Source organism: Streptomyces albidicamelliae (genome assembly GCF_025642175.1).
Taxonomy (GTDB): Bacteria; Actinomycetota; Actinomycetes; order Streptomycetales; family Streptomycetaceae; genus Streptomyces; species Streptomyces albidocamelliae.
The window spans coordinates 3,510,895-3,527,295 of the sequence record NZ_CP106795.1 but is presented as its reverse complement, the minus strand read 5'-3'; the positions used below and the strand labels follow the sequence as shown (position 1 = coordinate 3,527,295).

At 71.0% G+C, this 16,401-nt stretch carries 14 protein-coding genes and 1 other RNA gene; 13 read left to right on the top strand and 2 right to left on the bottom strand.

What is annotated here, in order from left to right:
* Nucleotides 1-53 precede the first annotated feature (53 nt).
* Nucleotides 54-1,160, top strand: a complete 1,107-nt coding sequence (gene prfB / locus N8I86_RS16275) for a peptide chain release factor 2 (RefSeq protein ID WP_073900164.1) — start codon at nucleotides 54-56, stop codon at nucleotides 1,158-1,160.
* A 297-nt stretch (nucleotides 1,161-1,457) separates the two neighbouring features.
* Nucleotides 1,458-2,291 (top strand): hypothetical protein, encoded by an 834-nt coding sequence (locus tag N8I86_RS16270; RefSeq protein ID WP_263278098.1) that lies wholly within the window; start codon nucleotides 1,458-1,460, stop codon nucleotides 2,289-2,291.
* A gap of 92 nt (nucleotides 2,292-2,383) precedes the next feature.
* On the opposite strand, the gene N8I86_RS16265 is transcribed toward N8I86_RS16270, so the two are convergent.
* Nucleotides 2,384-2,575: a hypothetical protein gene (locus tag N8I86_RS16265; protein ID WP_123437655.1), complete on the bottom strand. Its 192-nt coding sequence runs from the start codon at nucleotides 2,573-2,575 to the stop codon at nucleotides 2,384-2,386.
* A 241-nt stretch (nucleotides 2,576-2,816) separates the two neighbouring features.
* Here N8I86_RS16265 and ftsE point away from each other — a divergent pair, with 241 nt between their 5' ends.
* The 6 genes from ftsE (at nucleotide 2,817) to N8I86_RS16235 (ending at nucleotide 7,439) form a co-directional block, all read left to right on the top strand.
* A complete protein-coding gene (gene ftsE / locus N8I86_RS16260) occupies nucleotides 2,817-3,506 on the top strand; it encodes a cell division ATP-binding protein FtsE (protein WP_031159396.1) in 690 nt (229 codons plus the stop codon).
* A gap of 34 nt (nucleotides 3,507-3,540) precedes the next feature.
* Nucleotides 3,541-4,458 (top strand): permease-like cell division protein FtsX, encoded by a 918-nt coding sequence (gene ftsX, locus N8I86_RS16255; RefSeq protein WP_073900170.1) that lies wholly within the window; start codon nucleotides 3,541-3,543, stop codon nucleotides 4,456-4,458.
* Nucleotides 4,459-4,525: 67 nt separating this feature from the next.
* Nucleotides 4,526-5,695 carry a S41 family peptidase gene (locus tag N8I86_RS16250; RefSeq protein ID WP_263278097.1) on the top strand — a complete coding sequence of 390 codons (1,170 nt, stop codon included), beginning with the start codon at nucleotides 4,526-4,528 and terminating at the stop codon, nucleotides 5,693-5,695.
* A gap of 68 nt (nucleotides 5,696-5,763) precedes the next feature.
* Nucleotides 5,764-6,297: an SsrA-binding protein SmpB gene (smpB, locus tag N8I86_RS16245; RefSeq protein ID WP_185091574.1), complete on the top strand. Its 534-nt coding sequence runs from the start codon at nucleotides 5,764-5,766 to the stop codon at nucleotides 6,295-6,297.
* Nucleotides 6,298-6,408: 111 nt separating this feature from the next.
* Nucleotides 6,409-6,777, top strand: a transfer-messenger RNA (tmRNA) gene (ssrA, locus tag N8I86_RS16240).
* Nucleotides 6,778-6,962: 185 nt separating this feature from the next.
* Nucleotides 6,963-7,439, top strand: coding sequence for a hypothetical protein (locus N8I86_RS16235; RefSeq protein WP_263278096.1), 477 nt, complete (start codon nucleotides 6,963-6,965; stop codon nucleotides 7,437-7,439).
* 41 nt (nucleotides 7,440-7,480) lie between these two features.
* On the opposite strand, the gene N8I86_RS16230 is transcribed toward N8I86_RS16235, so the two are convergent.
* Complete coding sequence (locus tag N8I86_RS16230; RefSeq protein WP_263278095.1) at nucleotides 7,481-8,716, bottom strand: MFS transporter; 1,236 nt, start codon at nucleotides 8,714-8,716, stop codon at nucleotides 7,481-7,483.
* An 84-nt stretch (nucleotides 8,717-8,800) separates the two neighbouring features.
* Between N8I86_RS16230 and N8I86_RS16225 the strand changes: the two genes are divergently transcribed.
* From N8I86_RS16225 to N8I86_RS16205, 5 genes are all read left to right on the top strand, one after another.
* A complete protein-coding gene (locus N8I86_RS16225) occupies nucleotides 8,801-9,772 on the top strand; it encodes a LysR family transcriptional regulator (RefSeq protein ID WP_073900179.1) in 972 nt (323 codons plus the stop codon).
* A gap of 398 nt (nucleotides 9,773-10,170) precedes the next feature.
* A complete protein-coding gene (locus N8I86_RS16220) occupies nucleotides 10,171-11,322 on the top strand; it encodes a hypothetical protein (RefSeq protein ID WP_263278094.1) in 1,152 nt (383 codons plus the stop codon).
* A complete protein-coding gene (locus N8I86_RS16215) occupies nucleotides 11,276-13,477 on the top strand; it encodes a glycosyltransferase (RefSeq protein WP_351945840.1) in 2,202 nt (733 codons plus the stop codon). Before N8I86_RS16220 ends, N8I86_RS16215 begins: the two co-directional genes overlap by 47 nt.
* On the top strand, nucleotides 13,474-14,784 hold the full coding sequence (locus N8I86_RS16210; RefSeq protein ID WP_263278092.1) for an acyltransferase family protein: 1,311 nt from the start codon (nucleotides 13,474-13,476) through the stop codon (nucleotides 14,782-14,784). Before N8I86_RS16215 ends, N8I86_RS16210 begins: the two co-directional genes overlap by 4 nt.
* 165 nt (nucleotides 14,785-14,949) lie before the next feature.
* The gene (locus N8I86_RS16205; RefSeq protein ID WP_263278091.1) at nucleotides 14,950-16,332 is read left to right on the top strand and encodes a nitrate/nitrite transporter; all 1,383 of its coding nucleotides are present in this window, start codon (nucleotides 14,950-14,952) and stop codon (nucleotides 16,330-16,332) included.
* Nucleotides 16,333-16,401 lie beyond the last annotated feature (69 nt).

The window sequence follows — 16,401 nt, the reverse complement described above, 5'->3', positions numbered from 1 at the left end:
GGTTGGCCCGAGCGGCGGACCGGGACGCTTGCCGCAGCCGTTACGCTGGAGGCGTGGCAGTCGTCGATGTATCCGAAGAGCTGAAGTCCCTCTCCTCGACCATGGAGTCGATCGAGGCCGTCCTGGACCTCGACCGGCTGAGGGCAGACATCGCCGTGCTCGAGGAGCAGGCGGCCGCGCCGTCCCTGTGGGACAACCCGGAGGAGGCGCAGAAGGTCACCAGCAAGCTCTCCCACCTCCAGGCCGAGGTCAGGAAGGCGGAGACGCTGCGCGGCCGGATCGACGATCTCTCGGTCCTCTTCGAGATGGCCGAGGAGGAGGACGACCCGGACACCCGTGCCGAGGCCGAGTCCGAGCTGGTGTCGGTGCGCAGGGCGCTGGACGAGATGGAGGTCCGGACGCTGCTGAGCGGCGAGTACGACTCCCGCGAGGCGCTCGTCAACATCCGCGCCGAGGCCGGTGGCGTCGACGCCGCCGACTTCGCCGAGAAGCTTCAGCGCATGTACCTGCGCTGGGCCGAGCAGCGCGGCTACAAGACCGAGCTCATCGAGACGTCGTACGCGGAAGAGGCCGGCATCAAGTCGACCACCTTCTCCGTGCAGGCGCCGTACGCCTACGGCACCCTCTCCGTCGAGCAGGGCACGCACCGCCTCGTGCGCATCTCGCCCTTCGACAACCAGGGCCGCCGCCAGACCTCGTTCGCGGGCGTGGAGGTGCTTCCCGTCGTCGAGCAGTCCGACCACGTCGAGATCGACGAGTCCGACCTGCGCATCGACGTCTACCGGTCCTCCGGTCCGGGCGGCCAGGGCGTCAACACGACCGACTCCGCGGTCCGCATCACGCACCTCCCGACCGGCATCGTGGTCTCCTGCCAGAACGAGCGGTCGCAGATCCAGAACAAGGCCACCGCGATGAACGTCCTCCAGGCCAAGCTGCTGGAGCGGCGCCGGCAGGAGGAGCAGGCCAAGATGGACGCCCTCAAGGGCGACGGCGGCAACTCCTGGGGCAACCAGATGCGTTCGTACGTGCTGCACCCCTACCAGATGGTCAAGGACCTGCGCACCGAGCACGAGGTGGGCAACCCGGAGGCCGTGTTCAACGGCGAGATCGACGGGTTCCTGGAGGCCGGTATTCGCTGGCGCAAGCAGCAGGAGAAGTAACTTTATCGACATGACAACTGCCGTCCCTGGGGCGGCAGTTGTCGTATGTCTGGGTTTTACATCACACTCACAGGCTTCAACTCCCGGCAAACACCCTCCCATTGGACATTGCGCGCGCAACGGCCTTGACGTTGCTTTGAAAAATCGGAAGGGTGAAGCGCGGCATGCGTACTCAAGGGGCGCATGTGAACCGGGGGATCGAGTTGACGCGTACTTCGTCACCCAGCTGCCTCCGTCGATCACGGCAAGCCCCACGCGCCGCCTCATTGACGAACAGCTACTGGGGGTAGCAACCATATGACGAAGAAGACGCGGATCCGGGTCGCGCGGATAGCCGCCGGCGCCGTGATCGCGGCCGGTGCCTCGCTCACCGCGGCGGGCGCGGCTTCCGCCCTGGACCTCGATGTCCAGGCGGGCCCCATCCAGATCGGTGTGAGCACCGAGGGTGATGACGACGGTGGCACGAGCGACGGCGGCACCACCGACGGTGGCACGACCGCCGACGGCGGAGCCAACGTCGGCGTGACCGAGGGCACCGTGGACGGCGGTGTCTCCATCGGTGGCACCACCAGCGACGGCGGCACCACGGACGGTGGCACGACCACCGACGGCGGCACCACCGACGGCGGCACCACGGACGGCGGCACCACGGACGGTGGCACCACGGACGGTGGCACCACGGACGGTGGCACCACCACCGACGGCGGGACCACCACCGACGGCGGCACGACCACCGACGGCGGCACCACGACCGGTGGTGACGACGGCGGCAACGGCAACTCGGGCGGCAACGGCAACTCGGGCGGCAACGGCAACTCGGGCGGCAACGGCAACTCCGGTGGCAACGGCAACTCCGGCGGGACCACCGGCTCGACCGACGGTGGCACCTCCACCGGCGGCGAGGAGCCCCAGGGCGGCGGCAACGACAGCGTGCCGCAGGAGGAGGGTTCCTCGACCCTCACCGACACCGGTTCCGACACCACGGCCCAGGGCGGCGACAAGCAGCTCGCCGAGACCGGTGCCGGTCAGACCGCGTTCCTGCTCATCGGCGCCGCGACGATGATCGCCGGCGGCATCGGCTTCCGCTTCCTGCCGCGGCTGGCCGGCGGCCGGGGCGGCGCGGCGGCCTGACCGTAGCCGTACGGTCACACACCGCACGCACAGGGCAGAAGGAAGGGCCCGGAGCGCGACGCTCCGGGCCCTTTTGCCGTCTTCGGCTCTCGCTACACGGTCTGGTGCGCCAGCAGCGCCACCGCGGCGATCAGCACCGCCAGCAGCGCGATCAGCGCCATCGGGTTCAGACCCGAGGAGAAGCCCTCCTGCTGCAGTCGCGCGCGGTTGGCACGGCACACCGGGCACCGGCCCTCGCTCACGGGCGCCGCGCAGTTCGCGCACACCAACCGGTCGTACGTCATGCGCTCGCCCTCCTTGCACCGGCCATCACACACAGAACGTCCGCGGGAACGAGAACGTTCCCCCTCCACTGTGCCAGGTTCCCGCGGAGCGCGCGCGGGTCGCCCGCAGAGGAAGCGGTCACAGTCGCGGCGCCCGGTACAAAAAGTACAAGTCTTGCCCAACCTCGGCCCGCGACTGCACTTGCACACCTGGTTCGCGTATGGTCACGCTCATCTACCCCCGGCGACCCGTGGTGCATCCGTGATCCGATTCGACAACGTCTCCAAGGTCTACCCCAAGCAGACCCGCCCGGCCCTGCGGGATGTCTCCCTCGAGGTGGAGAAGGGCGAGTTCGTCTTTCTCGTGGGCTCCTCCGGCTCCGGAAAGTCCACCTTCCTGCGGCTCGTCCTCCGCGAGGAGCGGTGCAGCCACGGCCAGGTGCACGTGCTGGGCAAGGACCTCGCGCGGCTGTCCAACTGGAAGGTGCCGCAGATGCGCCGCCAGCTGGGGACGGTTTTCCAGGACTTCCGCCTCCTGCCGAACAAGACGGTCGCCGAGAACGTGGCCTTCGCGCAGGAGGTGATCGGCAAGTCCCGCGGCGAGATCCGCAAGTCCGTGCCGCAGGTGCTCGACCTCGTCGGGCTCGGCGGCAAGGAGGACCGGATGCCCGGCGAGCTGTCCGGTGGTGAGCAGCAGCGCGTGGCGATCGCGCGTGCCTTCGTCAACCGGCCCAAGCTGCTCATCGCCGACGAGCCCACCGGCAACCTCGACCCCCAGACCTCCGTCGGCATCATGAAGCTGCTCGACCGGATCAACCGGACGGGCACCACCGTCATCATGGCGACGCACGACCAGAACATCGTGGACCAGATGCGCAAGCGCGTCATCGAGCTGGAGAAGGGCCGCCTCGTCCGTGACCAGGCCCGCGGCGTCTACGGCTACCAGCACTAAGCAAGTTCACGACGGAAAGGCTTGACCAGACGCCATGCGCGCCCAGTTCGTCCTGTCGGAGATCGGTGTGGGTCTCCGCCGCAACCTGACGATGACCTTCGCCGTCATCGTCTCCGTAGCCCTCTCCCTGGCGCTCTTCGGCGGCTCGCTGCTGATGAGCGATCAGGTCAGCACCATGAAGGGCTACTGGTACGACAAGGTCAACGTCTCGATCTTCCTGTGCAACAAGCACGACGCGGAGTCGGACGTCAACTGCGCCAAGGGTGCGGTCACCGCGGACCAGAAGAAGCAGATCCTCGCCGACCTGGACAAGATGCCGGTCGTCGACAAGGTCAACTACGAGTCCCAGGACCAGGCTTACAAGCACTACAAGGAGCAGTTCGGGAACTCCCCGCTGGCCGGCACGCTCACGCCGGACCAGATGCAGGAGTCGTACCGGATCAAGCTCAAGGACCCGCAGAAGTACCAGGTGATCGCGTCGGCGTTCAACGGGCGTGACGGCGTGCAGTCGGTGCAGGACCAGAAGGGCATCCTGGACAACCTCTTCCAGCTGCTCAACCTGATGAACCGGGCGGCGCTCGGCGTGATGGCGCTGATGCTGCTCGTCGCGCTGCTGCTGATCGTCAACACCGTGCGCGTCTCCGCGTTCAGCCGCCGGCGTGAGACCGGGATCATGCGCCTGGTCGGCGCCTCGGGCTTCTACATCCAGGCGCCGTTCATCGCCGAGGCGGCCGTCGCCGGTCTCATCGGCGGTGGCCTCGCCTGCGTCTTCCTGGTGGCCGGCCGGTACTTCACGATCGACCACGGCATGGCCCTGTCGACCAAGCTCACCCTCATCAACTTCGTCGGCTGGGACGCGGTGTTGACCAAGCTCCCGCTGATCCTCGCCACGAGTGTGCTGATGCCGGCGTTGGCGGCGTTCTTCGCGCTGCGCAAGTACCTGAAGGTGTGACGCATGCCAAGGGGGCCGTACGCGCATCGGCGCGTACGGCCCTTCGCGTTGTCCTAGACTCACCGCCATGTCAGGTCGTGACCTGTTCTGTCAGCCCCGTCGCACCCGCCGCGGGGCCGCCCTGACATTGGTCTTCGCCGGCGTGCTGGTCGCCGGCGCCGCCACCGGGTCCTTCCCGGAGTCCGGGCACCCCGTGCGCGAGGCCGTCCCGGGCCCGGTGGGGGGCGCCACCCGGCACGAGAGCGTGCAGCGGGCCGCCGCCGAGGCGATGGCCGACGGCAAGTCCCCCACGGAGGCCGCCGAGCGGGCCGTCAGCCGCAGCGGGGACCGGTGGGGCGCCGTCTACTCCGAGGGCGAGTACCAGGAGTTCCAGGAGGCCCTCGACGGCCGGTACACCGGCGTCGGCCTGTGGGCCCGGCGCGAGCGGGACGGCCGGATCGAGGTGACGAAGGTGCAGCCCGGTTCGCCCGCGGCCGCCGCCGGCGTCCGCAGGGGCGACCGGCTGCGCAGCGTCGACGGCCGCCCGGTCGACGGCCGGCCGGTCACCGAGGTGCTCTCCTTACTCCGCGGCGACGCGAAGGACGCCGCGGCGGGCACGGCGGTCACCCTCGGTCTGGCGCGCGGCACGCGCGCGTGGACCGAGACGCTGCACCGGGCGCGGCTGTCCACCGACTCCGTGACCGAGCGCAGACTGCCCGGCGGGGTCACCGTGGTCCGCATCGCCGCCTTCACCAAGGGAGCCGCCGGTGCCGTCCGCGCGGCCCTGCGCGACGCCCCGGCCGACGCGGGCGTCGTCCTCGACCTGCGCGGCAACTCCGGCGGTCTGGTCACCGAGGCCGTGGACACGGCCTCCGCCTTCCTCGACGGCGGCCTGGTGGCCACCTACGACGTCGACGGCGCCCAGCGCGCTCTGCACGCCGAGGCCGGCGGCGACACCGACCGGCCCCTGGTCGCCCTCGTGGACGGCGGCACCATGAGCGCGGCGGAACTGCTCACCGGTGCCCTTCAGGACCGGGGCCGCGCGGTGGTGATCGGCTCCCGCACCTTCGGCAAGGGCTCGGTCCAGATGCCGACGAACCTCCCCGACGGCTCCGTGGCCGAACTGACCGTCGGCCACTACCGCACCCCGTCCGGGCGGTCGGTCGACGGCCGGGGCATCACCCCCGACCTGGAGGCGGGCCCCGAGGCGCTGCGGCGGGCCGAGACGGTCCTGACCGGCCTGGGCGATCCCTCGTAGCCGCCGTTAATGCACTTCCCCCGCACCCCCTCCGTGGTGCGAAAATGGGCCGCACTATGAGCAAGGGAATGTACGTACCCAAGGAGTCCCAGCCCAAGCAGGGCGGAGGGGCCGCGAAGGCGGCCAAGGACGGCAAGCGCAAGATCGTCGCGCAGAACAAGAAGGCCCGGCACGACTACGCGATCATCGACACGTACGAGGCCGGGATCGTGCTGACCGGTACCGAGGTGAAGTCGCTGCGCCAGGGACGCGCCTCGCTGACCGACGGCTTCGTGCAGATCGACGGGAACGAGGCGTGGCTGCACAACGCCCACATCCCGGAGTACAGCCAGGGCACCTGGACCAACCACTCCGTGCGCCGCAAGCGCAAGCTGCTCCTGCACCGCGAGGAGATCGACAAGCTGGAGACCAAGTCCCAGGAGACGGGTCACACGATCGTGCCCCTCGCCCTGTACTTCAAGGACGGCCGGGCCAAGGCCGAGATCGCCCTCGCCCGGGGCAAGAAGGAGTACGACAAGCGCCAGACCCTGCGGGAGAAGCAGGACCGGCGGGAGTCGGACCGCGCGATCGCGGCGGCCAAGCGCAGGCAGCGGGGCGTCTGACCCGCCCGCCGGGAATAGGCTGGCACCCGCGTGCGTTGGTCACGTACGATGGGACAGCACCCCACAGAGGGTGCGCACCCCCCTCCCCGGAGGGGATTGAAAAAACAACATGGGGATGATCGGTTTCGACAGCGGCTGTCGAAGCAGGGGAAGCGTGTCGAGGAAGCGGCCATGATCTCGTAAACCACAGGCCGAAACAAATAATCGCCAACACCAAGCGCGATTCCTTCGCCCTCGCTGCCTAAGTAGCGACTTGCGAAGTGTCAGCCCGGGGCTGTTCCCGACCCGGATCCTGGCATCAGCTAGGGGACTAAACCTTGATCCCGGTCACGGGGTGAAGAGGGAAATCAAACAGTGACTGAGCCCGTCGGCGACTTGTTCGCGTGATCGCCGGGGCTGAGAAAAGCACAGCGAACTGCGCACGGAGAAGCCCTGTTTCCGCACCGGTGGACGCGGGTTCGATTCCCGCCATCTCCACGATCGGGGAGGCTCGCGAGCCTCCTCAACCCATGTGGGCGAAGGCCCCGTCGCCTCCGGGCGGCGGGGCCTTCGTCATGGGTGGCGCCGGACGCCGGAAAAGGCTGCCCCACTTCTTCATGTTCATGGCATGATCCGCGTGCACGTCTCCTTCCTTCGCCCTTTTCTTCCGCACGTAGAGGCTTGTCATGTTCCTGCTCCGCCTCCTGCCGCCGCTGCCGCGCGAGATCAGCCTCGCCGTCGTCGGGCTGGTCTTCGGGCTGTTCCTCGCCGTCATGGGCTCCATCCACGGGTTCCGCGAGGTCACCGGCACGGCCGGCACCGTCCGCGTCACGAGCTGCGAGCGGGCCACCGGCGACTGGGACGACCTCTGGGAGGACGGCTGGGCGTGCGCCGGCCGCTTCGAGTCCGACGACCACAGCGTGCGTATCGAGGACGTCGCACTCGACGGCATCCTCGACAAGCTCCCCGACACCACCGTGGCCGCCCTCGTCGACGGCCCGGCCGCCCACACCGCTCTCCCGGACTCCGCCGGCCGCTGGAAGTGGCCCGCCCTCACCGGCGCCGTCATCCTCGCCTTCACCGCCTGGCGCATCCGCACCGTCCGCACCATGCTGAGGCTCCGCCGGATCACCGCCCGCATCGCCGCGGCCCCGGCGGCCTGACCCTCGGCACCAGGGGCCCCGCTCCTCGCCGGGGCCCGGCTTCAGGGGGTCCGGCGCAGTGAACGTGCGCCGCGGGCCGCCGAGTCGATGAGCAGGGCGAGGCAGGCCGCGGCGGCCGGGACCAGGAACGCGGCCGCGGGGGAGAGGTGTTCGGCCGCCCAGCCGCCCAGCGCCGAACCACCGGCCACACCGGCGAGCAGCCCGGTCACCACCAGGCTCATGCCCTCGTTGAGCCGGTCCGGCGGAGTGCGCCCCTGCACCAGCGTCATCGCCGTCACCATGGTCGGCGCGGTCGCCATCCCCGCCACCAGCAGCGACCCGGCCAGCACCGGCAGGGAACCGGCCAGCGTCGCGGACAGCCACGGCAAGGTCATCAGCACGGCCATCGCCGCCAGACACCGGGTCAGGCCCAGCCCGGCCGGCTTCACCGCCCCGTACACCAGGCCCGCCGCGCACGAACCCGCCGCCTGGAGGGCGAGCACCGCGCCCGCCGCGGCCCGGTGCCCCTGCGCGTCGGCGTAGGCGATCGTGACGACCTCCATCGAGCCGAACACCGCGCCCGTGGCCGTGAAGCAGGCCAGCAGCGGCGGGATGCCGGGAGTGCGCAGCGGTGACGGCGCCTTCGAGCGGGCCAGGGGCGGCGGCTCGGTCGCCCGCTGGGCGGTGAAGAGCAGCATGCCGGTCAGCAGCAGCACCGCACCGGCGAGCGTGCCCGCCTCCGGGAAGAACGTGCCGGTCAGGAAGGACGCGAGGACCGGCCCCAGCATGAAGCACAGTTCGTCGGCGGCCTGCTCGAAGGAGTTGGCGGTGTGCAGCGCGTCCGGGTCGTCCCGGAGCAGGTGCGCCCACCGGGCGCGGGAGAGACCACCGGTGTTGGGGGTCGCGGCCGTGGCCGCGTAGGCGGCGAACAGCGTCCAGTCGGGAGCGCCGTAGCGCACGCACAGCAGCAGCGCCAGGCTGCCGAGCACGGCGACGAGCGTGGCCGGCACGGCCACCCGCGCCTGCCCGTGCCGGTCGACGCGCCGGGCGATCCAGGGGCCGGCCACCGCGGTAGCGCCGAGACCCGTGGCGGTGACGGCACCGGCGAGCGCGTACGAGCCCCGGGACCCGGCGATCATCACGACGGCGCTCACGGAGAACATGCCCATCGGAAGCCGGGCGAGGAGGTTGCCGCTGGTGAAGGCGCGGGTGCCCGGAAGGGAGAACAGGCGGCGGTAGCCGGCTGCCGGAGGTGCTGCGGCCGGTGTCCGCCCGGCCTCGGTGGTCTGTTGCGGCATGGCTCCACGGTCACCCGCGGTGGATCACCCGGTCCAACACCTTCTCGGCGCCGATTGACGCACCCGTGTTGTAAGTTCGCCGCCATGTCCGCGCCCGCCCACATAGACCCCCGCCTGCTGCGCGCCTTCGTCGCCGTCGCCGAGGAACTCCACTTCACCCGGGCCGCCGCCCGCCTCTACGTCGCCCAGCAGGCACTCAGCCGGGACGTACGGCGGCTGGAGCGGGAGCTGGGCGTGGAGCTGTTCGTGCGGACCACCCGGCAGGTGACCCCGACCGCCGACGGCGAGCGGCTGCTGCCGCACGCGCGGCGGGTCCTCGCCGCCCAGGACGACCTGCTCGCCGCGTTCGGGCAGGCCCGCCCGCTGCTCGTGGACCTCAACTCGCCGGGTCTGGCCACCGGCCGCCGCGTGCTGCACCGGGCCCGCGAACTCGCCCCGGACTGCGAACTGATGGCCCGTTACGAGAGCGGCCTCACCGGAGCGGCCGCCGAACTGCTGGCGGGCCGACTGGACGCCTCCTTCGGTCGCTGGGCGGGCCTGGAACCGGCTCTGCGGTCCGGTCTCGAGCAGCAGCCGGTGCGCTACGAGCCGATGGCCGTCGTCCTGCCCGAGGAGCATCCGCTCGCGGACCTGCCCCGGGTGCCGGTCGCCGCGCTCGCCGGGGAGGAGGTGTACGCCGGTGCCGGGAACCCGCGCACCCGCGAGTGGACCGATCTGGCCCGTCACCTCTTCGAGGGACACGGCATCCGGCTCGCCTCACCCCTTCCGCTGGCCGTCGGGGACGAGGAGTTCGTGCGGATCATGGCCAAGACCCGCAACCCGGTACTGGCCGTGGTGGACTTTCCGGCCATGCCCGGAACGGTCCGCCGGCCCCTCGTCGATCCGGTGCCGCTCTCGCCCGTCTCCCTGGTCTGGCGGAAGGGGCTGGTCCACCCGGGACTGGACGCGCTGCGCAGGGCGGCGGCCGAGCTCGCGGGGGCGGAACAGTGGCTGCGACGGCCCGATGATGGATGGATTCCGGCCACTGATGATGGTGTGATGAGCGTCCAAAGGTGACACGTGGCGAACACGACTCCCTCGCGTGCGCTACATTCATGGCCCGGGCACATTGTGGTAAAGGGGGCGCTCGGGCTGGGTGGGGGCCTGGTTCGGTCGACGGGTGCGCGGGTCGTGAGCGCCTCCGGAACAGTCCCGTGGGGGGATGTGCGCACGTGAAAGAGTGGCGAGAAGACGCCCAACCGGAACAGCCCGAAGTCGCATCAGCGACGCGGGACCTGCCGGTGACGGGGGGTGACACCCATGCCTCGTCGGAGAGCGGAACGTTTCGGGCGTACGGGACCTTCCCGGAGTCCGGGGCCGTTCCCAGTGGGGGGCGTTTTCCGGACAGAGAATCGTTCGACGGCGTACGCCGGGGCGGTCGCACCGCCCTGACCGACGCCGGCGAGGCGGTCGCGATGCCGCGCCCACCCGCGCAGCGGACCGCTCCCCGCGGTGTCCCGAGACCGGCCGACTTCCGCCGTGCACCGGCGCGCGACGACGATCGGACCACCGTCCTGCCCGCCGCCGAAGCCGAACGGACCGCCGTGCTGCCCGCGGCCGCCGGCCACGGGCACTCCCCGGCAGCGCGCTCCGCACCGCGCCCGGTGGCCGCCGGCTGGAGCGCCGCACCCGCGGACGCCCGCGGCCCGCGGACGCCCACCGGCACCACCGGCACCCTCCGCGATCCCTGGGACGAGTCCACGACGACCGCGGCCGACTCGATGTCCGCGCCGGCGGGCGGCGCCACCGCCGGGCTGACCGGCGACGCCACGCACGATCCGCACGAGGTGACGGTCCAGCTCGACGCCGTGCAGCTCGGCGACGTACAGCTGAGCCCGGCCGCCGGGGCCGCGCGCGGTGCCGACGCCGACGGGCCGGTCTTCGTCGACGAGTCGGGCCGCCGCAGCCGCCGCTTCCGCCGTATCGGCATGCTGGTGGCCGTCGCCTGCGCGGTCTACGCCGTCGTCATCGTCGCCACCCTGATGTCCGGCAGCTCCGACGCGCCGTGGCTGCCGGTGCCCGGTCAGAACGAGCAGGCTCCGGCCGGCCGGGTCGGCACCTCACCGGCGCCCGCCGACTCGGCCCGGCCCTCGGCCACCGCCACCGGCACCGGAAGCGCCGCACCCGACGAGACGCTGTCGCCGAGCGGCGGCTCCACCGCGGCGCCCGGCGCCACCGCCCAGGTGCCCGGCAGCGGCGAGGACATCGACGTGGTCGACCGGGGCGGCTCGCCCGACGCGCGCCCGTCGGCCGACCAGACCACCAAGGGCACGGGCGGCAAGGACAGTTCGTCCCCCGCGCCACCCCCTCCACCCCGGAGAACAGCACCGAGACCGCCACGAGCGGCCCGGCCACCGAATCCGCCGACCCCTCCGCGCCGGCGGACTCCGGCGGCGGCGGCCTCGGCGGCGCACTCACCCACCGGCCGGTCGCCGAGGGCCCGCGGGCCCCCGTACCCGTCGCGGCGGAAACGTTGTCCGCCGGCTCCTCGAACCTCCCGTCCCCGGAGCACAACCTCTGATGGCATCCCGTATCCGCCGTCACGGTCCCCCATCAGAAGCCCGTGACGGCTCCCGGCGCCGACGCCTGCCCATGCGCCTGCTGCTGCCGCTGCTGCTCCTCGTCGCGCTCGTGGCGATGCTGATGCTGCGCGGCTACGTCCACAGCGAGATCCTGGCCGACCACCGCATCCAGCCCGAGGCCGCCACCGACAAGGTGCCGGAGAAGATCCTCGAGGGCGGACCGATCATCGACACCCGCAGCGGCCGTACCACCAGCCTGGGCGTCCCCGACCACCGTCTCGTCCTCACCTTCGACGACGGTCCCGACCCCGAGTGGACCCCGAAGGTCCTCGACGTGCTGAAGAAGCACCACGCGCACGCCGTCTTCTTCGTGACCGGCACCATGTCCTCCCGCTACCCGGAGCTGGTCAAGCGGATGGTGGACGAGGGCCACGAGGTCGGCCTGCACACCTTCAACCACCCCGACCTGTCCTACCAGAGCAAGAAGCGCATCGACTGGGAGCTGTCCACCAACCAGCTCGCCATCACCGGCGCCGCCGGCGTGCGCACCTCGCTGTTCCGGCCGCCGTACTCCTCCTTCGCCGACGCCATGGACGACAAGTCCTGGCCGGTCACCGAGTACATCGGCACCCGCGGCTACATCACGGTCGTCAACAACACCGACAGCGAGGACTGGAAGAAGCCGGGCGTCGACGAGATCATCCGCCGGGCCACCCCGCACGGCGGCAAGGGCGCGATCGTCCTGATGCACGACTCCGGCGGCGACCGGCACCAGACCGTGCAGGCCCTGGACAGGTTCCTGCCCACGCTCCAGCAGCAGGGCTACCGGTTCGACAACCTCACCGAGGCCCTCGGCGCCGACAGCGCGCTCACCCGGGTGTCCGGGCTCGACCTGTGGAAGGGCAAGGCCTGGATCTTCCTGGTCTCCGCCGCGGACGGCATCACGTCCGTGATGGTCGTCGGCCTCGCCGTGATCGGCTTCCTCGTCATCTCGCGGTTCGTGCTGATGCTGCTGCTCTCCGCCGCCCACGCCCGCCGGGTGCGCCGCAAGGGCTTCGGCTGGGGACCGGCGGTGACCGAGCCGGTGTCGGTGCTGGTGCCCGCGTACAACGAGGCCAAGTGCATCGAGAACACGGTGCGTTCCCTCATGGCGAGCGAGCATCCGATCGAGGTCGTCGTCGTCGACGACGGATCCACGGACGGCACCGCGCGGATCGTCGAGGCGATGGGCCTGCCCAACGTGCGGGTCGTGCGCCAGCTGAACGCGGGCAAGCCCGCCGCCCTCAACCGGGGCCTGGCGAACGCCCGGTACGACCTGGTCGTGATGATGGACGGCGACACCGTCTTCGAGCCGTCGACGGTCCGCGAACTCGTCCAGCCCTTCGGCGACCCGCGCGTCGGCGCCGTCGCCGGCAACGCCAAGGTCGGCAACCGCGACTCGCTCATCGGCGCCTGGCAGCACATCGAGTACGTGATGGGCTTCAACCTGGACCGCCGGATGTACGACGTCCTGCGCTGCATGCCGACGATCCCGGGCGCGGTCGGGGCGTTCCGCCGGTCCGCCCTCCAGCGCGTGGGCGGCATGAGCGACGACACGCTCGCCGAGGACACCGACATCACGATGGCCCTCCACCGCGACGGCTGGCGGGTCGTCTACGCCGAGAACGCGCGCGCGTGGACCGAGGCCCCCGAGTCCGTGCAGCAGCTGTGGTCCCAGCGCTACCGCTGGTCCTACGGCACCATGCAGGCGATCTGGAAGCACCGCCGGGCCCTGGTGGACCGGGGTCCGTCGGGCCGCTTCGGCCGGGTGGGCCTGCCGCTGGTCTCCCTGTTCATGGTGCTGGCCCCGCTCCTGGCGCCGCTGATCGACGTGTTCCTGCTCTACGGCGTGGTCTTCGGCCCGACCCAGAAGACGATCGTCGCCTGGCTGGGCGTCCTCGCGATCCAGGCGTTCTGCGCGGCCTACGCGTTCCGCCTGGACAAGGAGCGCATGACCCACCTCATCTCGCTGCCCCTGCAGCAGATCCTCTACCGCCAACTCATGTACGTCGTGCTGCTCCAGTCCTGGATCACGGCGCTCACCGGCGGCCGGCTGCGCTGGCAGAAGCTCCGGCGCACGGGTGTCGTCGAGGCCCCCGGCGGGCCGGTGCCGACCCAGCGCAGACGCCGGAGCAGCAGTGATCGGAGGCCCGTGGCATGACCCACGGATACACGACCGGAACGCCGGAGTCGACGCCGTCGTACGGCTTCCCGCAGCAGCGCACCGTCGAGCCCGCCCCGGCTCCCCGGGGCGTCACGGACCCGCCGGGCGTCCCGGACGCGCAGGGCGCTCAGGCGCCCGATCCGGCGCCCGCGCCGAAGAAGCCGGGCCGTGACCGCTACCTGGACCTCCTGCGCTCGATCGCGCTGGTCCGCGTGGTCGTCTACCACCTGTTCGGCTGGGCCTGGCTGACGGTCCTGTTCCCCTCCATGGGCGTGATGTTCGCGCTCGCGGGCTCGCTGATGGCACGGTCCCTGAACCGACCCGCGGCCGGTGTGGTCAAGAGCAGGGTGCGCCGGCTGCTGCCGCCCCTGTGGGCGTTCAGCGTCGTCGCGCTGACGCTGATGTTCGCGGGCGGCTGGAACCCGGTGAAGGACCCGGACAACGGCGGCACCTGGGGCCTGATCAAGCTCGTCGACTACGTCATCCCGTTCGGCGCACCGCCGTTCCCCTGGCACATCGGCTCCAAGTCGGGCCTGCTGGAGGACACCTGGGCGGTACAGGCGGCCGGTCCGCTCTGGTACCTGCGCGCCTACCTCGTGTTCGTGGTGGCCTCGCCCCTGCTGCTCCGGGCGTTCCGCCGCTTCCCCTGGCCGACCGTGTGCGCCCCGCTGATGCTCACGGCGATCGTCGGCACGGGCGTCGTCACGATCCCCGGCGAGACCGGCAACGCGGTCACGGACTTCGCCGTCTACGGCGGCTGCTGGGTCCTGGGCTTCGCCCACCACGACGGTCTGCTGGCGAGGATCCCCCGCTACGTCGCGGTCTCCGTCTCGGCGCTGCTGATGGCCTTCGGCCTGTGGTGGGCCTCCGGCCACCTGGGCCCCGACGGCTGGGACCTCAACGACATCCCGCTGGCCCAGGCCCTGTGGTCGTTCGGGTTCGTGGTGATCCTCCTGCAGTACTCCCCGTCCTGGCAGGAACTGCCCGGCCGGCTGGCCCGCTGGGACAAGCTGGTCACGCTCTCCAACAACCGTGCCGTCACGATCTACCTGTGGCACAACATGCTGATCATGGCCACGGTGCCGATCATCGACCAGGCCTACAACCTGCCGTTCATGCAGAGCGACCGTGCGGTGGCGGCCCTCGACACCACCTACATGATCTGGATGTTCTTCCTGGTCTGGCCGCTGATCGGCCTGACCGTCCTGGCCTTCGGCTGGATCGAGGACATCGCGGCCAAGCGCGGCCCGCGCCTGTGGCCGAACGGGGCGAAGCGGGGCGGGGGCCGGCGCAAGGCGGCCTGACCGGCGGCCCCGCGGCGCGAGCGCGGCCCTCACCGGCCGCGCTCCGCCCGCGTGAGAGCAACGTTCCCTTCCCTTCACCCGTCGCCACAGGCAGGAAACGCGCCTTCCCTACCTTCGGGACCAGCCAGTCACCGGCATCCGGCCCCGAAACACCGTGGAGGCGTCATGACAGCCCCGAGCACAGCCCCCGCCGCGAGCAGGAGGGGCCGCTGGATCGAGCACTGGGATCCGGAGGACGAGGCCTTCTGGAAGGAGCGGGGCGAGAGGACCGCCCGGCGGAACCTGTTCTACTCCGTCCTGTGCGAGCACATCGGGTTCTCGGTCTGGACGATGTGGTCCGTGCTGGTGCTGTTCATGGGCCCGGAGTACGGACTGAGCCCGGCCGACAAGTTCCTGCTGACCTCGGTGGTCACCCTGGTCGGTGCCGTCGTCCGGGTGCCGTACACCTTCGCCGTGGCGCTCTTCGGCGGCCGCAACTGGACGGTCGTCTCGGCGGCACTGCTCCTCGTGCCCACGGTCGCCGCGTTCGCGGTGATGGAGCCGGGGACCTCGTTCACCACGTTCCTGCTCGTGGGACTGCTGGCCGGCATCGGCGGCGGCAACTTCGCCTCCTCCATGACCAACATCAACGCGTTCTTCCCGCTGCGGAAGAAAGGGTGGGCGCTCGGTCTCAACGCGGGCGGCGGCAACATCGGCGTGCCCGTCGTCCAGCTCGTCGCGCTCGCGGTCATCGGCGCGAGCGGCGGCCCGCGCGTCCTGCTCGGGATCTACATCCCGCTGATCGTCGTCGCGGCCGTCCTCGCCGCGCTGTTCATGGACAACCTGGCGTCCGTGCGCAACGACACCGGCGCGGCCCGGGACGCGGTCCGGGACGCCCACACGTGGATCATGGCCTTCCTCTACGTCGGGACGTTCGGGTCCTTCATCGGGTACAGCTTCGCCTTCGGGCAGGTGCTGACCAACCAGTTCGGGCGCACCCCGCTGCAGGCCGCCTACCTCACCTTCGTCGGCCCGCTGCTCGGCTCCCTCGTCCGGCCCGTGGGCGGACGGCTCGCCGACCGGTTCGGCGGTGCCCGGATCACCCTGTGGAACTATGTCGGCATGGCCGCCGCCACCGCCGTCCTCCTCGTCGCCGGCATGCAGAAGTCGCTGGCGGTGTTCGTGCCCGTCTTCGTGGTCCTGTTCGTGCTCAGCGGGCTCGGCAACGGGTCGACGTACAAGATGATCCCCGGCATCTTCCAGGCCAAGGCGCTCGCCCGGGGGCTGACGGGCGAGGAGGCCGTCGGTCACGCGCGACGGCTGTCGGGTGCCGCGATGGGGCTCATCGGGGCGGTGGGCGCGCTGGGCGGCGTCGGCATCAACCTCGCCTTCCGGCAGTCCTACCTGTCCTACGGCTCCGGCACCGGCGCGTTCGCCGTGTTCCTCGCCTTCTACGGCGTCTGCTTCGCGGTCACCTGGGCCGTATACCTTCGCCGCCCGGCCGGGCGGGTTCCGGCCACGGTGGCCGCGCCGGAGACGAAGGACCAGCTCAGCTATGCCGAGGTGTGACGTAACACCGGTGACATCGAGCCGAACCGAGCCTGTCACGAGCTGTTGACAGGCTCGGTCGGCGTGCCG

Coding starts and splice junctions, on each gene's coding strand:
- ftsX (WP_073900170.1), top strand. CDS start 3,541: ATGCGCGCCCAGTTCGTCCTGTCGGAGATCGGTGTGGGTCTCCGCCGC.
- N8I86_RS16270 (WP_263278098.1), top strand. CDS start 1,458: ATGACGAAGAAGACGCGGATCCGGGTCGCGCGGATAGCCGCCGGCGCC.
- smpB (WP_185091574.1), top strand. CDS start 5,764: ATGTACGTACCCAAGGAGTCCCAGCCCAAGCAGGGCGGAGGGGCCGCG.
- N8I86_RS16220 (WP_263278094.1), top strand. CDS start 10,171: ATGCCGCGCCCACCCGCGCAGCGGACCGCTCCCCGCGGTGTCCCGAGA.
- N8I86_RS16250 (WP_263278097.1), top strand. CDS start 4,526: ATGTCAGGTCGTGACCTGTTCTGTCAGCCCCGTCGCACCCGCCGCGGG.
- N8I86_RS16210 (WP_263278092.1), top strand. CDS start 13,474: ATGACCCACGGATACACGACCGGAACGCCGGAGTCGACGCCGTCGTAC.
- N8I86_RS16205 (WP_263278091.1), top strand. CDS start 14,950: ATGACAGCCCCGAGCACAGCCCCCGCCGCGAGCAGGAGGGGCCGCTGG.
- N8I86_RS16265 (WP_123437655.1), bottom strand. CDS start 2,575: ATGACGTACGACCGGTTGGTGTGCGCGAACTGCGCGGCGCCCGTGAGC.
- N8I86_RS16225 (WP_073900179.1), top strand. CDS start 8,801: ATGTCCGCGCCCGCCCACATAGACCCCCGCCTGCTGCGCGCCTTCGTC.
- N8I86_RS16235 (WP_263278096.1), top strand. CDS start 6,963: ATGTTCCTGCTCCGCCTCCTGCCGCCGCTGCCGCGCGAGATCAGCCTC.
- N8I86_RS16215 (WP_351945840.1), top strand. CDS start 11,276: ATGGCATCCCGTATCCGCCGTCACGGTCCCCCATCAGAAGCCCGTGAC.
- N8I86_RS16230 (WP_263278095.1), bottom strand. CDS start 8,716: ATGCCGCAACAGACCACCGAGGCCGGGCGGACACCGGCCGCAGCACCT.